This window comes from Micromonospora sp. AB353, assembly GCF_049538395.1.
GTDB classification, from domain to species: domain Bacteria; phylum Actinomycetota; class Actinomycetes; order Mycobacteriales; family Micromonosporaceae; genus Micromonospora; species Micromonospora aurantiaca.
The window spans coordinates 49,953-64,215 of sequence record NZ_JBMVFV010000030.1 but is presented as its reverse complement, the minus strand read 5'-3'; the positions used below and the strand labels follow the sequence as shown (position 1 = coordinate 64,215).

The 14,263-nt window shown below is 73.0% G+C and carries 16 protein-coding genes and 1 tRNA gene; 8 read left to right on the top strand and 9 right to left on the bottom strand.

Translation table 11 applies throughout. The features are described 5' to 3' along the window. Positions 1–408 precede the first annotated feature (408 nt). From ACPCK6_RS15130 to ACPCK6_RS15115, 4 genes are read right to left on the bottom strand one after another with little or no spacing between them, the layout of a single operon-like run. On the bottom strand, positions 409–1,170 hold the full coding sequence (locus tag ACPCK6_RS15130) for an energy-coupling factor ABC transporter ATP-binding protein (protein WP_396880148.1): 762 nt from the start codon (positions 1,168–1,170) through the stop codon (positions 409–411). Continuing rightward, entirely contained in the window at positions 1,167–1,937 is a 771-nt protein-coding gene (gene cbiQ / locus ACPCK6_RS15125; protein WP_423481415.1) for a cobalt ECF transporter T component CbiQ, read from the bottom strand. The genes ACPCK6_RS15130 and cbiQ overlap by 4 nt, the downstream gene beginning before the upstream one ends. 2 nt (positions 1,938–1,939) lie before the next feature. Beyond that, complete coding sequence (locus ACPCK6_RS15120) at positions 1,940–2,368, bottom strand: PDGLE domain-containing protein (RefSeq protein WP_423481414.1); 429 nt, start codon at positions 2,366–2,368, stop codon at positions 1,940–1,942. Beyond that, the gene (locus ACPCK6_RS15115; RefSeq protein ID WP_423481413.1) at positions 2,365–3,084 is read right to left on the bottom strand and encodes an energy-coupling factor ABC transporter permease; all 720 of its coding nucleotides are present in this window, start codon (positions 3,082–3,084) and stop codon (positions 2,365–2,367) included. The genes ACPCK6_RS15120 and ACPCK6_RS15115 overlap by 4 nt, the downstream gene beginning before the upstream one ends. Positions 3,085–3,207: 123 nt before the next feature. Between ACPCK6_RS15115 and bcp the strand changes: the two genes are divergently transcribed. The 3 genes from bcp (at position 3,208) to ACPCK6_RS15100 (ending at position 4,421) form a co-directional block, all read left to right on the top strand. Then, the gene (gene bcp / locus ACPCK6_RS15110) at positions 3,208–3,678 is read left to right on the top strand and encodes a thioredoxin-dependent thiol peroxidase (RefSeq protein ID WP_047894783.1); all 471 of its coding nucleotides are present in this window, start codon (positions 3,208–3,210) and stop codon (positions 3,676–3,678) included. A gap of 65 nt (positions 3,679–3,743) precedes the next feature. Then, positions 3,744–3,829, top strand: a tRNA-Leu gene (locus ACPCK6_RS15105). Between the two features lie 64 nt (positions 3,830–3,893). Beyond that, positions 3,894–4,421 carry a GNAT family N-acetyltransferase gene (locus ACPCK6_RS15100; protein WP_423481412.1) on the top strand — a complete coding sequence of 176 codons (528 nt, stop codon included), beginning with the start codon at positions 3,894–3,896 and terminating at the stop codon, positions 4,419–4,421. 128 nt (positions 4,422–4,549) lie between these two features. Here ACPCK6_RS15100 and ACPCK6_RS15095 read toward each other — a convergent pair whose 3' ends face one another. Continuing rightward, positions 4,550–5,590, bottom strand: coding sequence for an expansin EXLX1 family cellulose-binding protein (locus ACPCK6_RS15095; protein WP_423481411.1), 1,041 nt, complete (start codon positions 5,588–5,590; stop codon positions 4,550–4,552). Between the two features lie 54 nt (positions 5,591–5,644). Next, a complete protein-coding gene (locus ACPCK6_RS15090; protein WP_423481410.1) occupies positions 5,645–5,944 on the bottom strand; it encodes a hypothetical protein in 300 nt (99 codons plus the stop codon). 166 nt (positions 5,945–6,110) lie between these two features. On the opposite strand from ACPCK6_RS15090, the gene ACPCK6_RS15085 reads away from it, so the two are divergent. Next, positions 6,111–7,178 (top strand): LCP family protein, encoded by a 1,068-nt coding sequence (locus tag ACPCK6_RS15085; protein ID WP_396880141.1) that lies wholly within the window; start codon positions 6,111–6,113, stop codon positions 7,176–7,178. A 109-nt stretch (positions 7,179–7,287) separates the two neighbouring features. Further along, entirely contained in the window at positions 7,288–8,742 is a 1,455-nt protein-coding gene (locus tag ACPCK6_RS15080; protein WP_396880140.1) for a sugar transferase, read from the top strand. Here ACPCK6_RS15080 and rfbD read toward each other — a convergent pair. Both rfbD and rfbB read right to left on the bottom strand, forming a co-directional pair. Continuing rightward, entirely contained in the window at positions 8,711–9,589 is an 879-nt protein-coding gene (rfbD, locus tag ACPCK6_RS15075) for a dTDP-4-dehydrorhamnose reductase (protein WP_423481409.1), read from the bottom strand. The genes ACPCK6_RS15080 and rfbD overlap by 32 nt on opposite strands. After that, positions 9,586–10,587 carry a dTDP-glucose 4,6-dehydratase gene (gene rfbB, locus ACPCK6_RS15070; RefSeq protein ID WP_423481408.1) on the bottom strand — a complete coding sequence of 334 codons (1,002 nt, stop codon included), beginning with the start codon at positions 10,585–10,587 and terminating at the stop codon, positions 9,586–9,588. Before rfbB ends, rfbD begins: the two co-directional genes overlap by 4 nt. 86 nt (positions 10,588–10,673) lie before the next feature. Here rfbB and rfbA point away from each other — a divergent pair, with 86 nt between their 5' ends. Then, positions 10,674–11,561 (top strand): glucose-1-phosphate thymidylyltransferase RfbA, encoded by an 888-nt coding sequence (gene rfbA / locus ACPCK6_RS15065; RefSeq protein ID WP_396880137.1) that lies wholly within the window; start codon positions 10,674–10,676, stop codon positions 11,559–11,561. Further along, positions 11,558–12,166: a dTDP-4-dehydrorhamnose 3,5-epimerase gene (rfbC, locus tag ACPCK6_RS15060; RefSeq protein ID WP_423481407.1), complete on the top strand. Its 609-nt coding sequence runs from the start codon at positions 11,558–11,560 to the stop codon at positions 12,164–12,166. Before rfbA ends, rfbC begins: the two co-directional genes overlap by 4 nt. On the opposite strand, the gene ACPCK6_RS15055 is transcribed toward rfbC, so the two are convergent. Next, positions 12,112–12,873 carry a YveK family protein gene (locus ACPCK6_RS15055; RefSeq protein WP_396880135.1) on the bottom strand — a complete coding sequence of 254 codons (762 nt, stop codon included), beginning with the start codon at positions 12,871–12,873 and terminating at the stop codon, positions 12,112–12,114. The two genes, rfbC and ACPCK6_RS15055, sit on opposite strands and share 55 nt — an antisense overlap. 134 nt (positions 12,874–13,007) lie before the next feature. Between ACPCK6_RS15055 and ACPCK6_RS15050 the strand changes: the two genes are divergently transcribed. Continuing rightward, positions 13,008–14,243, top strand: a complete 1,236-nt coding sequence (locus ACPCK6_RS15050) for a lipopolysaccharide biosynthesis protein (protein ID WP_423481406.1) — start codon at positions 13,008–13,010, stop codon at positions 14,241–14,243. The last annotated feature ends 20 nt before the right edge of the window (positions 14,244–14,263 follow it).

The window sequence follows — 14,263 nt, the reverse complement described above, 5'->3', positions numbered from 1 at the left end:
CTTGGTACCAAACGGCCCCCATAGGGGCCCTTTCCTACCAAGATCTCCACTGCTCCCACCACGCGGAACGCCAATCTCGCGTAACGGGAGGCCGCGCGCCACAACCGGCCGAACGAGGAACTACCGCCCACCCAAACCTGTTCCGCCCGGCATCCAAGGCGTTCACGACATCTCCCGGGGCCGCCACCGCAAGATCACCGCAAGCTGTGAGCGCCGGGCACGCCCGAGTGGAACAACACGAGTGTCAAACCGCCCTAGACACACCCATCACGTTCCACTCCCGCCGCACTCGCCCCTGGACGGCGTGATCTTGCAGTTACCGCCCCGAGTCTGCGGCCTTTGCCCCGGAATGCCCGGGCAGAAAGTGCAAGATCGCGGTGGAGAAGGGCGGGACGGGCGAGGGGCGGGTCAGGTGGGGCGGGGGGCGAAGCCGTAGGGGAGCTCGAGGCGGTGGGCGGTCAGCAGTGCCTCGTCGGACAGGAGGTCGGCGGTGGGGGCGTCGGCGACGATGCGGCCGCCGTCCAGGATGACCGAGCGGGGGCACAGCTCGGCCGCGTACGGCAGGTCGTGCGTGACCATCAGCAGCGTCACCGGCAGGGCGCGCAGGATCTCCGCCAGCTCCCGCCGGGCGGCCGGGTCGAGGTTCGACGACGGCTCGTCCAGCACCAGGATCTCCGGGCGCATGGCCAGCACCGTCGCCACCGCCACCCGGCGCCGCTGCCCGAACGACAGGTGGTGCGGCGCGCGGTCCCGGTGCTCGCTCATCCCGACGGCCGCGAGCGCCTCGTCGACCCGGGCGGCCAGCTCGGCGCCGCGCAGACCCAGGTTGGCCGGGCCGAACGCGACGTCCTCGGCGACCGTGGGCAGGAACAGCTGGTCGTCCGGGTCCTGGAAGACGATGCCGACGCGGCGGCGTACCTCGGCGAGCGTGTCCCGGTCCCGGCTGACGGTCAGGCCGCCGACGCTCACCGTGCCCTCGGTCGGGGTGAGGATGCCGTTGAGGTGCAGCACGAGCGTGGTCTTGCCGGCACCGTTTGGTCCGAGCAGCGCCACCCGATCGCCGCGCGGCACGGTCAGGTCCACGCCGTGCAGGGCGACGTGACCGTCCGGGTACGCGTACCGGACGCCGTCGACGTCGAGGGAGGGCGGCTGCTGCACGTACCCGATCATTGCAGGACGAGCGCGACGGCGGCGATGGTGGCCGCGATCGCCGGCACCGTCGCGGCGGCCGCCCACTGGCCGGCGGTGGCCGCGCCGGCCCCCTGCCACACCGCCGGCATCCGGCCGGTGTAGCCGCGCGAGAGCATCGCCAGGTAGACCCGCTCGCCGCGCTCGAAGGCGCGCAGGAACAACGCGCCGACCCCGGCCGCGAAGCCGCGCAACTGCCACAGGAACCGCGGGTCGTCAGCGCGCGACACCCGCGCCACGCGCATCCGGCGGGCCTCGCCGACGAGCACCTCCAGGTAGCGCAGCATGAACGTGGCGATCTGGGTGAGGATCTGCGGGCACCGCAGCCGGTCCAGGCCGAGCAGCAGGTCACGCGTCGTCGTGGTCGCCGCCAGCAGAAGCGACGCGAGTACGCCGAGCGTGCCCTTGGCGAGGATGTTGAACGCGCCGTGCAGCCCGTCGACGGACAGCGCGAGCCCTGCCACCTCGACCCGCTCCCCCGCCCCGAGGAACGGCAGCGCGAACGCGAACAGCACGAACGGCAGCTCGATCAGCGCCCGGCTGAGCAGCCAGCGCGGGCCGACCCGGGCCAGCGCGGCCACCACGGCGACCAGGAGCGCATAGCCGCCGAAGGCCCAGTACGCCTCCCGGGGCGTCGCCACCACCGCGACGGTGAACAGCACCATCGCGGCGATCTTCACCTCGGGCGGGAGGCGGTGCACCGGCGAGCCGGACTCGCGGTAGAGGACGTGCGCGTGCCCGGCGCCCATGGTCAGCGGGTGCCGGTGGACGGGGTCGCGGCGTCGTCCACCGGGCCGGCGCTCGCGGTGGTCGTGTCAGGCGCGGCGGACGTGACGGGCGTGGCGGGGCCGCGGCGGCGGGCCAGCCAGAACAGGCCGCCGCCGAACGCGAAGGTGAGCAGCACACCGAGCACGCCGGACAGGCCGGTGGAGAGGAAGTCGTTGCCGATCCCGCGGACGCCGTAGTCGGCGAGCGGGCTGTCCGCCAGCTCGTGGTCCTTGGCCTGCTGGGCCGGGCAGCTGCCGCCGGTGATCTCGTCGTCGGCGTTGACGGTGCAGCCCTTGAGCAGCGACGAGTCGAGCCCGTCCGGGTGCGAGGAGGCGTAGTTGCTGACCACGCCGGCCAGCAGCAGGGCCACCAGCAGGCCGCCGAGCAGGAACGGCCAGTGACGCTTGCTCATCGGGCACCTCCGGCGACCGGGACGGCGGGAGCCGGCGTGGCCGGCTTGAGGGCGCGCAGCGCGTACACCAGGTCGGGCCGGACCTTGGCGACGGTGACCACGGTGGTCGCGGTGATCAGGCCCTCGCCGATGCCGATGAGCAGGTGGGCGAAGGCCATGGTGCCGGCCAGGCCGGTGAGGTTGCCGCCGAGGTCGGTGGTGCCGCCCAGCCAGTACTGCAGGACGAAGCCCTGGGACGCGACCACCACGCTGACCAGCGCGGACACGAAGGCGGTGACCGCCAGCCCGGCCGGGGTACGCGGCAGCACGCGCAGCAGGAGCGCGATCAGCAGGTACGCGGCGGCGGTGCCGAGCAGCGCCATGTTGGTGATGTTGAGGCCGAGCATCGCCACCCCGCCGTCACCGAAGACCAGCGCCTGCACGATGAGCACCACGGCGACGCAGAGCGCGCCGACCCAGGGGCCGACGAGCATCGCCGCCAGCGCGCCGCCGAGCAGGTGACCGCTGACCCCGGCGGTGAAGATCGGGAAGTTGAGCATCTGCACGGCGAAGATGAACGCCGCCACCAGCCCGGCCATCGGGGCCAGCCGGTCGTCGAGGTCGGCTCGGCCCCGCAGCACGCAGAACGCGAGCGCGGCGAGGGCGAGAGCCGCGAAGATCGCGGCGACCGGACCGTTGATGATCCCGTTGGAGATGTGCATCGCCAGGGTGTCCACGCGCTCAGCGTATTTCCAGGAAGGCACTGTTGCCAATATCTGGCAACAACCTCATGATGGCCGTCACCGCGCCCGCGCGTCGCCGCCCGCCGACCGCACCGGCCCGGCGGTATCGTCACCGCCATGACCGACCGCCTCAAGCCCGGCGACCCCGCCCCCGAATTCACCCTCCCCACCGACGACGGCGGCACGCTGTCCCTGTCCGGCCTGCGCGGCCGCAAGGTCATCCTGTACGCGTACCCGGCCGCCATGACGCCCGGCTGCACGAAGCAGGCGTGTGACTTCCGGGACTCGCTCGCCTCCCTCCAGGCCGCCGGCTACGAGGTGGTGGGCATCTCGCCGGACAAGCCCGCCAAGCTCGCCAAGTTCCGCGACCGGGACGCCATCACGTTCCCGCTGGTCTCCGACGAGGACAAGGCGGTGCTGACCGCGTACGGCGCGTTCGGCGAGAAGCAGATGTACGGCCGTACCGTCACCGGCGTGATCCGCTCGACGTTCGTGGTGGACGAGGACGGCAAGATCGAGCAGGCGTTCTACAACGTGCGGGCCACCGGTCACGTCGCCAAGCTGCGCCGGGACCTCGGCCTCGACTGAGGTCGCTCGGGTCGCGGCCCGGAGTACACACGGCTGCGGCGTGACGCTCTAAACTCAGCGGGTCGGCGGGAGTGGCGGAACGGCAGACGCGCAGGCCTTAGGAGCCTGTGTCCGAGAGGACGTGGGGGTTCGAAACCCCCCTCCCGCACCATCAACTGTGTCACCCGCATCACGAACGCGGGTCCGGGCCGCGTCGTCACGCGCAGGATGGCGTCGTGGACCTGCGCTTCGTACTCGACCCCGACCTGACTCCCGAACTGCGCGAGCAGATCATCGCGCTCTGGGTGGATGTGACGAACGCCGGCGGCGCCGTCGGCTTCGTCGCCCCGGTGACGGCCGACGACGTACGCCCGCTCGCCACTGCCACGCTCGACGAGGTGGCGGACGGGCCGGACCGGCTGCTCGCCGGCTACGAGGGCGACAAGCTGGTCGCGGTGCTGGTCATCGCCGACAACCGGTTCCACCTCAAGACGCACTGGCGGGTGCTCAAGCGCGTCATGGTGCACCCGGACACGCAGGGACGCGGCCACGGCGCGGCGCTGATGCGCGAGGCCGAGCGGATCGCCCGAGGGCTCGGCCTGACGGCGCTGCACGTGACGGTCCGCGACGGGCTCGGCCTGGACCGCTTCTACAAGCGCCTCGGCTACCGCGAGATCGGCCGCCTCCCCGCCGCGCTGCGCCTGTCCCCCACCGACGCCCGCGACGAGATCCTCATGTGGCTGGACCTCCCCACCTCCCCGTGACCCGTCCCGTCCTCGCCGCCCTGGCCTGCCCCGCCGATCTTGCACTTTCCGCCCCCCCGCAGAAGCCGCATCCCGGTCAGGTTGAGGGCCATAATTGCAAGATCAACGAGCTGAGCGGGCGGCGCGGGTCAGGAGCAGGGGGCCTGGGTGGGAGGGGTGGCGGCTGCCTGCACCAGGGGTTCCGTGAGGGCTGGGGTGAGGGTGGGCGACGGCGTGAGGGAGGCCGGAGGACTGGAGGTCTGCGTCCTGGGGGTGGGGGTCGGCTTCTTCGGGGTGGGTCCGGGGGTGGCGGGATCGGCGCCGTACATGCGGGTCTTGCCGCGCTGCACCTGGCCGGGGAGCATCCGGATGCCGGTGGCCGTCGCGCGGTGGCCGTACACGTCGGTGACCCGGATCTCGTACGGGCCGGGACCGGCCCCGGACGCGATCAGCCAGTAGTTGTAGTCCTGCCGCTGCGCCGCCCGCCACGAACCGTTCTGCCGTACCTCGACCGAGCGCAGCGGGTTGCCGTGGTCACCGACCAGGACGGCGAACCACCACTGCGACGAGCCCTCCTTCATCCGGAAGGTGAGCGGGCCGGGCAGTCTCGGGTTCACCACCGCGCGGTAGCTGACCTTCACCACCCCCTGCACCGGGTCGGCGATCCGGGCGAACGCCTCGGCGGACAGGTCGAGGTGACCGGGTGCGCACTCCGGGCACTGGTCCATCACGAGCACCCGGACGGTGCCGCGCGGGCCGGTGACGTCGAGGAAACCGCCGCAGGAGGCGCCGGAGGCGTACTCGCTGGGGCCGAGCGCGACGTACATCCGGTCGGCGGGCGCGGCGGGCCGGGAGCAGTTGCCGCCGGCACCCTCGGAGTCGTAGAAGGTGGCCTTGCCGCTGCGCGTCGCGCCGCCGACGGGCGGGGCGGCAGCCACCGGCAGGGCAGCGCCGGGCGGCAGAACGGCGGGCGGAAGAGCGGCCACGGCAGCGCGCGGAGGCGGCGCCGCGCAGGCGGGGGCGGCACCGCCACGTACCGCGAGGGTCACCGCGACCGCGGCGGCGACGGTGACCAGCCCGGCGGCGGCCAGGCGGCGACGGCGGGAGGCGGTGCGACGCCGGCCGTCCGGGCTGGCGGGTCCGGGCGCGGCGCCGGTGGTCGGCGGGTGGGGTGCGGTGCCGTCGGTCACGCCGGTCGATGCTGCCGGACCGGCGTGCCGCGGGACAAGCGAGCTAAGCGAAAGCTAAACCGGGCGCAGCGTACGGGCGGTGGAGACGACACCGGCCAGCCCGCCGGCCAGTTCGGGGCGCTGCCGCAGCGAGTCCTCCAGGCGGACGCGCCACACACCGGTCTCGACCGGCAGCCGGGCGTCACCGGCCCAGCGGACCCGGTTCCGGGTCTCGTCGAGGGCCACCACCGCCGCGGGGCCCATCAGGGCGCCGAGTTCGCCGCGCAGCCAGCCGAACAGCTGCTCGTCGTGGATCGCTCCGCCGATGACCCGGGCGGCGTCCCACGCCACCCGCGGTTGGTGGATAACCTGCATCTCGACTCCTCGGTCGATGTGGCATTCCTCACCATCATCGATCCGGCGACCACCCGGCGGCAAGGCCCGGACCCCGGCCACCTCACCGCGGCGGTCACGCGCCGCCGGGGCGTCACCGTCCGGGCGCGGGTCCACACGGTACGACGTGACTCAGTAGCATCGCGGCATGTCAGATCGCCACCAGCTCACCGATTCCGACAGTCGTGCGCCGGGCTCCGATGTGGAGCCGGGCGGGCCGGTGGAGGAGAAGGCGCCCCGGCGCCGCCGGGGGCGGCGGATCGCCCTGATCGTGCTGCTCGTGGTGGTGCTGCTGAGCGGCGGCACCGCAGTGGCCGGCGGCCTCTACTACCGCTCGGTCGACAAGTCGATCGAGCGGGTCGACGCCTTCGAGGGCGTCCCGGAGGAGTCGCGTCCGCAGGTCGAGGCCAAGGGTGCGATGAACATCATGATCCTGGGCAGCGACTCCCGCGACCCGGAGAGCACCGGCGGCTCGCGCAGCGACACGATCATCCTGGCCCACCTGCCGAAGGACCGGTCGAGCGCCCAGCTCATCTCGATCCCCCGTGACACCTGGACGGCCGTCCCGAAGTCGAAGGAGGGCCGCGGCGGCCGTGACGCGAAGATCAATGCCGCGTACGCCTGGGGCGGCGTGCCGCTGATGGTGCAGACGGTGGAGAAGTTCAGCGGCGTACGGGTGGACAACGTGGCGATGGTCGACTTCGCCGGCTTCAAGGAGATCATCGACGCGCTCGGCGGTGTCGAGATCGACGTGGAGAAGGGCTTCACCACGAAGTACTCGCTGATCGGCACGCGGACCTTCGAGAAGGGCCGGCAGACGATGGACGGCGCCGCCGCGCTGGACTACGCGCGGGAGCGGCACGCCTTCCCGGACGGCGACTTCGCGCGTATCCGGCACCAGCAGCAGGTGATCAAGGCGATCCTGGACAAGGCCGCCTCGGGCGGTGTGATGACCAACCCGGCCAAGCTGAACTCGTTCGTCCGTGCCACGTCCGACTCGGTGGCTGTCGACAAGTCACTGTCGCTGGTGGACCTCGCGATGGAGATGCGGGGCCTGCGCGGCGGCAACCTGACGTTCTTCACCTGCCCGGTCAAGGGCACCGGCCGGGTCGGCAGCGAGAGCGTCGTGTTCCCCGATCCGGCGCGCTCGAAGACGCTGTTCGACGCGGTGCGCCGCGACTCGGTCCCCGAGATCCTCGCCATCAGCGGAAAGTAGGACGTCGATCTGCCATGCCGGTGCTGGCGGCGGGGCGGGGTCGCTCGTATCCTGCGATCGCCGTCGGTCTCGGTATCCGGGCCGGTGGCGTCACGGGGGAGGATCGACCATGCCACGCCTGCCGGCGTTCGAGCATCCGTCTGCGCCGCCGTCCGGTGTGGCCATGAACACGCCGATGGACAGCGGCATGGACACGACCACGGTGCTGCCGTACGCGGGGTCGCGGGCGTCGACGCGTACCCGATGGTTGCGGGCCTGGATGGTGACCGCGCCCATCGACGTCGCGGCGCTGCTCACGCCGCTGCTGCTGACCCAGACCTACTGGCGTGGCACGTTGTTCAACGCCGCGCTCACAGTGGGCCTGTTCGCCGCGGGCGGGCTCTACCGGCCGCGCCGGCACATCAGCATCCTGGACGAACTGCCGAGCCTCGGCGGCCGGCTGCTGGCCTCCGGCGCGGTGGGGGCGATCATCGCGGCGCTGCGGCACGACTCGGTGCCGTACGTCAGCGGGTTCATGCGCGGTGTCGCGCTCTCCGCCGGCCTGGTGATCGTCGGGCGGGCGCTGAACAGCCGGCTCATCCTGCTGGCCCGCAAGCGCCGGTGGGTGGAGCACAACGCCATAGTCATCGGCGGCGGGCCGATCGGCGGCGAGCTGGCCCGGCTGCTGCGGCGCTACCCGCAGTACGGGCTGCGGTTCGTCGGCGCCGTCGACGCCCCGTCGCGGCCGCGGATCGGCGCGTTGCCGCTCATCGGCACGATCGACGACCTGGAGAAGCTCGCCGAGATGCTGGAGTGCGAGGTTCTCGTCATCGCGGACCCGGACTGCTCCGAGGCCGACCTGATGGAGTCGCTGCTGCGTCCGGCCAGTTCCCGCTGTGACCTGTGGGCGGTGCCGCGCCTGTGGGGCTCGCGGTCGCAGGGCGGCTACCCCGACCACATCGGTGCCATCCCGATCGTCAAGATCGGCGACACCACGCTCACCGGACCCCGGTGGCGGCTCAAGCGCGCGTCCGACGTGGTGTTCGCGGTGACCGCCCTGCTGGTGCTGAGCCCGCTGCTACTGCTCTGCGCCGCCGCCACGTTCCTCGACGGCGGCCGGGGCGTGTTCTTCCGCCAGGAGCGCATCGGCCGGTACGGCAAGCCGTTCCACGTGATCAAGTTCCGGTCGATGCGCCCGGTCGACGAGTACGAGTCGCAGACCACCTGGTCGATCGCGCACGACGAGCGGGTCGGCCCGATCGGGCGGTTCATGCGGCGGACCTCGCTGGACGAGCTGCCGCAGCTGTGGAACATCCTGCGCGGCGAGATGAGCGTGGTGGGTCCCCGGCCCGAGCGGCCGTACTTCGTGGAGAAGTTCTCCATGGAGTACCCGAGGTACGCGATGCGGCACCGCGTACCGGTCGGACTCACCGGGCTCGCGCAGGTCAGCGGCCTGCGCGGGGACACGCCGATCTCGGACCGGGCGCGGTTCGACAACTACTACGTCGAGAACTGGTCGCTCTGGCTCGACATCAAGATCGTGCTGCGTACCGTCACCGAGGTGTTCCGGGGCGGAGGGCGCTGAGCGCCTCGGCCAGGTCCGCGTGCCAGTCCTCCGGCGGCGGCAGCTTCGCGGCGGCCCACCGGCCGTGCGCCAGCACGCTGTAGCGGGGGCGCGGCGCCGGGCGCGGGAAGCGGTCGCTCGTCGTCGGCCGGACCCGGTCCGGGTCGAGACCACGCAGGGCGAAGACGGCGCGGGCCAGGCCGTACCAGGTGGTCTCACCGGCGGCGGTGCCGTGGTACGTCCCGGGCGCGGCGTCGCCGGCGAGCGCCGCGTCGGCGAGCGTCACGAGACGCTCCGCGAACCGGTACGACCAGGTGGGCTGGCCGTGCTGGTCGTCCACCACGTCGAGCCGGTCGCGTTCGGCTGCCAGCCGCAGCATCGTGGTGACGAAGTTGCGCCCGTGGGTGGCGTAGAGCCAGGCGGTGCGCACCACGTACCCGGTCTCGGGCAGCAGCCGGGCCACCGCCCGCTCCCCGGCGAGCTTGCTGCGCCCGTACGCGTTCACCGGGCCGGTCGGGGCGTCCTCCGGGTACGGCTCGGTGGCGTCCCCGGCGAACACGTAGTCGGTGGAGACGTGCACGAGGCGCGCGCCGGACACGGCGCAGGCGCCGGCCAGCGCGGCGACCGCGTCGCCGTTCACGGCGGTGGCGTCCCGCTCGCGGCTCTCGGCGCCGTCCACGTCGGTCCACGCGGCGGCGTTGAACACCACGTCGTGGCCGCCCACCGCGTCCCGGACCGCGTGGGTGTCGGTGACGTCGAGGTCGGCGCGGCCGGCGGCGGTGACGGACAGGTCCGGCCGGGTCCGCAGCACGGCGAGCAGATCCCGCCCGAGCATCCCGCCCGCGCCGGTGACCAGGATCCGGGTCATTCGGGGCCGGCCGTCTTCAGCGGCTCCCACCAGGCCCGGTTGTCCCGGTACCAGCTGATCGTCTCGGCCAGGCCACGGTCGAGGTCGATGCTCGGGGCGTACCCCAGCTCGCTGCTGATCTTGCTGATGTCCAGCGAGTAGCGCCGGTCGTGGCCCTTGCGGTCGGTGACCGGCACGACCCGGTCCCAGCCGGCCCCGCACGCCACCAGGAGCCGCTCGGTGAGCTGCCGGTTGGTCAGCTCGGTGCCGCCGCCGATGTGGTAGACCTCGCCGGCCCGCCCCTTCTCCTGCACCATCGCCACGCCCCGGCAGTGGTCGTGCACGTGCAGCCAGTCCCGGACGTTGCCGCCGTCGCCGTAGAGCGGCACGGTGCCGCCGTCGAGCAGGTTGGTCACGAACAGCGGGACGACCTTCTCCGGGAACTGGTACGGCCCGTAGTTGTTGGAGCAGCGGGTCACCACGACGTCCAGGCCGTGGGTGCGGTGGTAGGACAGCGCCAGCAGGTCCGACCCGGCCTTCGACGCCGAGTACGGCGAGTTCGGCGCCAGCGGCCAGTCCTCCGTCCAGGAGCCGGAGTCGATCGAGCCGTACACCTCGTCGGTGGAGACGTGCACGAACCGGCGGACGCCGTGCCGCAGTGCGGCGTCCAGCATCGTCTGGGTGCCGAGCACGTTCGTGGTGACGAACGGTGCCGCGCCGGTGATCGAACGGTCCACGTGCGACTCGGCGGCGAAGTGGACGATCACGTCGTGGCCCGGCACCACCTCGTCGGCGAGCGCCGGATCGCCGATGTCGCCGCGGACGAAGCGCAGCCGGGGGTCGTCGCGTACCGGCGCCAGGTTCGCCAGGTTGCCGGAGTAGGTGAGCTTGTCCAGCACGGTGAGCGCGGCCGGGCCCTCGACCGGCACTCCGGCCGCGTCGCCGCCGGGCACGCCCAGCAGCATCCGCACGTACTCCGACCCGATGAAGCCGGCGCCGCCGGTGACGAGGATCCTCACGGGTCGTGGAGTCTACGCCGTAGCGGCAGCCCGGGCGCGACGTCGACGGGCCACGGGGGCGGCGGCGTCGCGGGTAGTCTCCGCGGGTGCGCGGAATCCTTCTCGCCGGTGGCACCGGATCCCGGCTCTGGCCGATCACCCGGGCCGTCTCGAAACAACTGATGCCGGTGTTCGACAAGCCGATGGTCTACTACCCGCTCTCCACTCTGGTGATGGCCGGTGTGCGGGACATCCTGGTGGTGACCACACCGGAGGACCGCGTCCAGTTCGAGCGGCTGCTCGGCGACGGCAGTCAGTGGGGGCTGCGCCTGTCGTACACCGAGCAGCCCCGCCCGGAGGGCATCGCGCAGGCGTTCCTGCTCGGCGCCGACTTCGTCGGTGAGGAGTCGGTGGCGCTGATCCTCGGCGACAACATCTTCCACGGCGTCGGGCTCGGCCGGCAGCTCGCGCAGCACGGCGAACCGGCCGGTGGGCGGGTCTTCGCGTATCCGGTGGCGAACCCGCAGGACTACGGCGTGGTCGAGTTCGACGACGCCGGCCGGGTGCTGTCGATCGAGGAGAAGCCGGCCCGCCCCCGGTCGCGGTACGCCGTGCCGGGCCTCTACTTCTACGACAACCGGGTGGTCGACATCGCCCGCAAGCTCACCCCGAGCGCGCGGGGCGAGCTGGAGATCACCGCGATCAACGAGACGTACCGGTCGTGGGGCGAGCTGACCGTGACGGTGCTCGACCGGGGCACCGCGTGGCTGGACACCGGCACGTTCACGTCGATGATGCAGGCCGCCGAGTTCGTCCGGGTGATCGAGGAACGCCAGGGCATGAAGATCGGCTGCGTCGAGGAGGTCGCCTGGCGGTCCGGGCTGATCGACGACGAGCGGCTGCGGATGCTGGCCCATCCGCTGACCCGCAGCGGCTACGGCGAATACCTGCTGGGCCTGCTGGCCGACCGGTCCGGGACGGGGGGCGCGTCGTGAAGATCCGTCCGCTGGGCATCGAGGGTGCCTGGGAGGTGACCCCGCGCCTGCACGGCGACCCGCGGGGCCTGTTCCTGGAGTGGTACCGGTTCGACCGGCTCGCCGAGGCGGTCGGGCATCCGCTGCGGCTGGCGCAGGGCAACCTGTCCGTCTCGGCGCGGGACGTGGTGCGCGGCATCCACTTCGCCGACGTACCGCCCGGGCAGGCCAAGTACGTGACCTGCGTACGCGGGGCGGTGCTGGACGTGGTGGTGGACGTGCGGGTCGGCTCGCCGACGTACGGCCGGTGGGAGGCGGTACGCCTCGACGACACCGACCGGCGGGCCGTCTACCTGGCCGAAGGGCTGGGGCACGGGTTCTGCGCGCTCACCGACGACGCGACGCTCAGCTACCTCTGCTCCGCCACGTACCACCCGGCGGCGGAGCACACCGTGCACCCGCTCGATCCGGACCTCGGGATCGACTGGCCGGCGGCGACGCCGCTGCTGTCCGAGCGGGACGCGTCGGCACCGCGCCTGGCCGAGGCGCGCGCGGCGGGCCTGCTGCCCGCCTACGACGCCTGCCGCTCCTTCACCGAGGCGCTGGACACCCGGCCGTCGCTCTGACCCGGCACACCCGCCGGCTCCGCGACGGCGTCGGCTGGGCGACGGCGCACCGTCGTCGCCCAGAGCGCCCGCACGTCCGCGCTCACCGGAGTGCCGGCCCGGCGGTAGCCGAGCACCAGCGCGATGCCGGCCCCGAGGGCCAGGCCGCCGAGCGCACCGCCGAGGGCGTACCACTGCCACCGCACCGGCTCCGGACGCGGCGGCGGCGCGGCGGCCCGGACCACGGCGACGTGGGCCTTGAGCCCGAGCCCGGCGGGCGGCAGGTCGCGTTCGGCGATCCGCTGCAGTTCGGCGGCGAGCGCGGCGGCGATCGCCGCCGCGGTGCCGGCGGACCGGTCGGTGACCGCCACGTCGATCGCCAGCGAGTCGACGGTGGACGAGGCGACGACGCGCCCGGCCAGGTCGTCGGTGCTGTACGGCAGTCCGAGCGAGTCGATCACCGGGCGGGTCAGCCGGGGCGTGTCCATCATGGTGGCGTACGTCTTCACCCGCCGCTGCATCAGCCGGCCCGCCTCGTCGGCCGGCGGTCGGGGCTGGGGCGCTGCCGACGTCTCGGCGGCGAACGTGACGAGCATCTGGGTCTCGGCCCGGTAGACCGGCGGCCGGCGTTCGGCGAGAACCCCGGTGAACGCGCCGCACAGCAGCGTCAGCGCCAGCACGATCGGCCACCGCCTGCCGATCGTGTCGCGGAAGTGGGCGAGGTCCACGACGCGTCACCCTACCGGCGTCACGGGGCCACCGGCGTACCCGCCCGCCGGGTCCGTTGCGCGGCGGCGCTCATGTCGGGTAGAACAGGCCCGCACACATCCGCGCATCTCGGGGGAAGACGAGTGGATTCCGCGTGGCCGGCTCGTGGCCGGCGCCGGCGCCTGGGCGCCGGGTGGTAGGCCGGCTCCGGCGGATCGTCTCCCCCGAGCGTCTCTATCTGGTCGCCCTGGGCCTGACCGGCCTCGCCGCGCTGGTGTCGGTGACGCTGCCGGCGGCGGAACGCGGCGAACTCGCGGCGAACATGGTCAGCGCCACTGTGGGCGCGGCACTCGGCGGCCTGTCCGTCGACACGTTCCTGCTGTCCCGCCCGGCCGGCTGGATCATGTCGCGCGGTCGCCTGTGGATCGCCGGCATCCTCACCGTCTCACTCGGCCTCACCGCGCTGGCCGCGGCGCTGCTGACCACGCTGGCCGGGCTGGGCAGCCACCCGATCGGCGTCGGCGCGGGCTGCGCGCTCACCGTGTTCAACACGGCCGCCTCGCTCGGCCTGCGCCTGAAGCGGTTCTGGTTCGTCTACACCATGCGGGCGCTCGGCGGCGCGGTGCTGGTGGCCGGGTACGGGCTGCTGTGGCTGGGGCACCGGCTCGACGGTGGCCTGTGGAGCGTCCTCTGGCTGGGTGTGCAGGTCGCCACCGCGACGGTGCTCGGGCTGGCGGTGCTGGGCTGGGCGCGGCGGTTCGGTCCGGTGCCGGCGGCCACGGCGGGGCGCACGGAGTACCGCGCCGACCTGCTCGCGGTGGGCCGGCTGCACGTCGGGGTGTGCGCGCAGATGCTGACGTACCGGCTGAGCCAGGTCCTGGTGGCCCGGTTCGCCGGCGCGGGCGCGCTCGGCGTGTTCGCGCTGGCGGTGGCGGCGCTGGAGTTCGCGCAGTCCGGCGCGGTGGTCCGGGCGCAGCGGATCCTGGCCGAACGCGACCCGGACGCGATCGGCGACCACGGCCGCGACGTGGTCAGGTCGGCGCTGCCGATCGCCGCGCTCGCCGTGATCGGCCTGGCGGTGCTCGGCGTGCTGGCGCCCGACTACCACGACGCCTGGATCTTCGGGCTGCTGCTGCTGCCGGGGACGCTGGCGTTGTCGGCCGGCAAGACGTGGAGCGCGGCGCTGCTCAAGCGCGCCGGTGAGCAGGCCACCACCGCCGTGGCCCTGGTCACCATGTCGGTGTCGGTGGTGCTGTACGTTCTGCTCATCCCGTGGGCCGGCGCGCTCGGCGCCGCGGTCGCGTCGTCTGTCGCCTACGGCGTCTACGCGTTGCGCACCCGGCAGCGACTCCAGCGGTCCACGCACCTCCTCGTCAATCGGATGGCCTAGCGGTGGACGTCTCAATCGTC

What these genes read in the sequence shown, in the direction of transcription:
- ACPCK6_RS15080 (WP_396880140.1), top strand. Translation starts at nt 7,288, where the DNA reads ATGCCACGCCTGCCGGCGTTCGAGCATCCGTCTGCGCCGCCGTCCGGT.
- bcp (WP_047894783.1), top strand. Translation starts at nt 3,208, where the DNA reads ATGACCGACCGCCTCAAGCCCGGCGACCCCGCCCCCGAATTCACCCTC.
- rfbD (WP_423481409.1), bottom strand. Translation starts at nt 9,589, where the DNA reads ATGACCCGGATCCTGGTCACCGGCGCGGGCGGGATGCTCGGGCGGGAT.
- ACPCK6_RS15090 (WP_423481410.1), bottom strand. Translation starts at nt 5,944, where the DNA reads ATGCAGGTTATCCACCAACCGCGGGTGGCGTGGGACGCCGCCCGGGTC.
- ACPCK6_RS15085 (WP_396880141.1), top strand. Translation starts at nt 6,111, where the DNA reads ATGTCAGATCGCCACCAGCTCACCGATTCCGACAGTCGTGCGCCGGGC.
- cbiQ (WP_423481415.1), bottom strand. Translation starts at nt 1,937, where the DNA reads ATGGGCGCCGGGCACGCGCACGTCCTCTACCGCGAGTCCGGCTCGCCG.
- ACPCK6_RS15120 (WP_423481414.1), bottom strand. Translation starts at nt 2,368, where the DNA reads ATGAGCAAGCGTCACTGGCCGTTCCTGCTCGGCGGCCTGCTGGTGGCC.
- ACPCK6_RS15130 (WP_396880148.1), bottom strand. Translation starts at nt 1,170, where the DNA reads ATGATCGGGTACGTGCAGCAGCCGCCCTCCCTCGACGTCGACGGCGTC.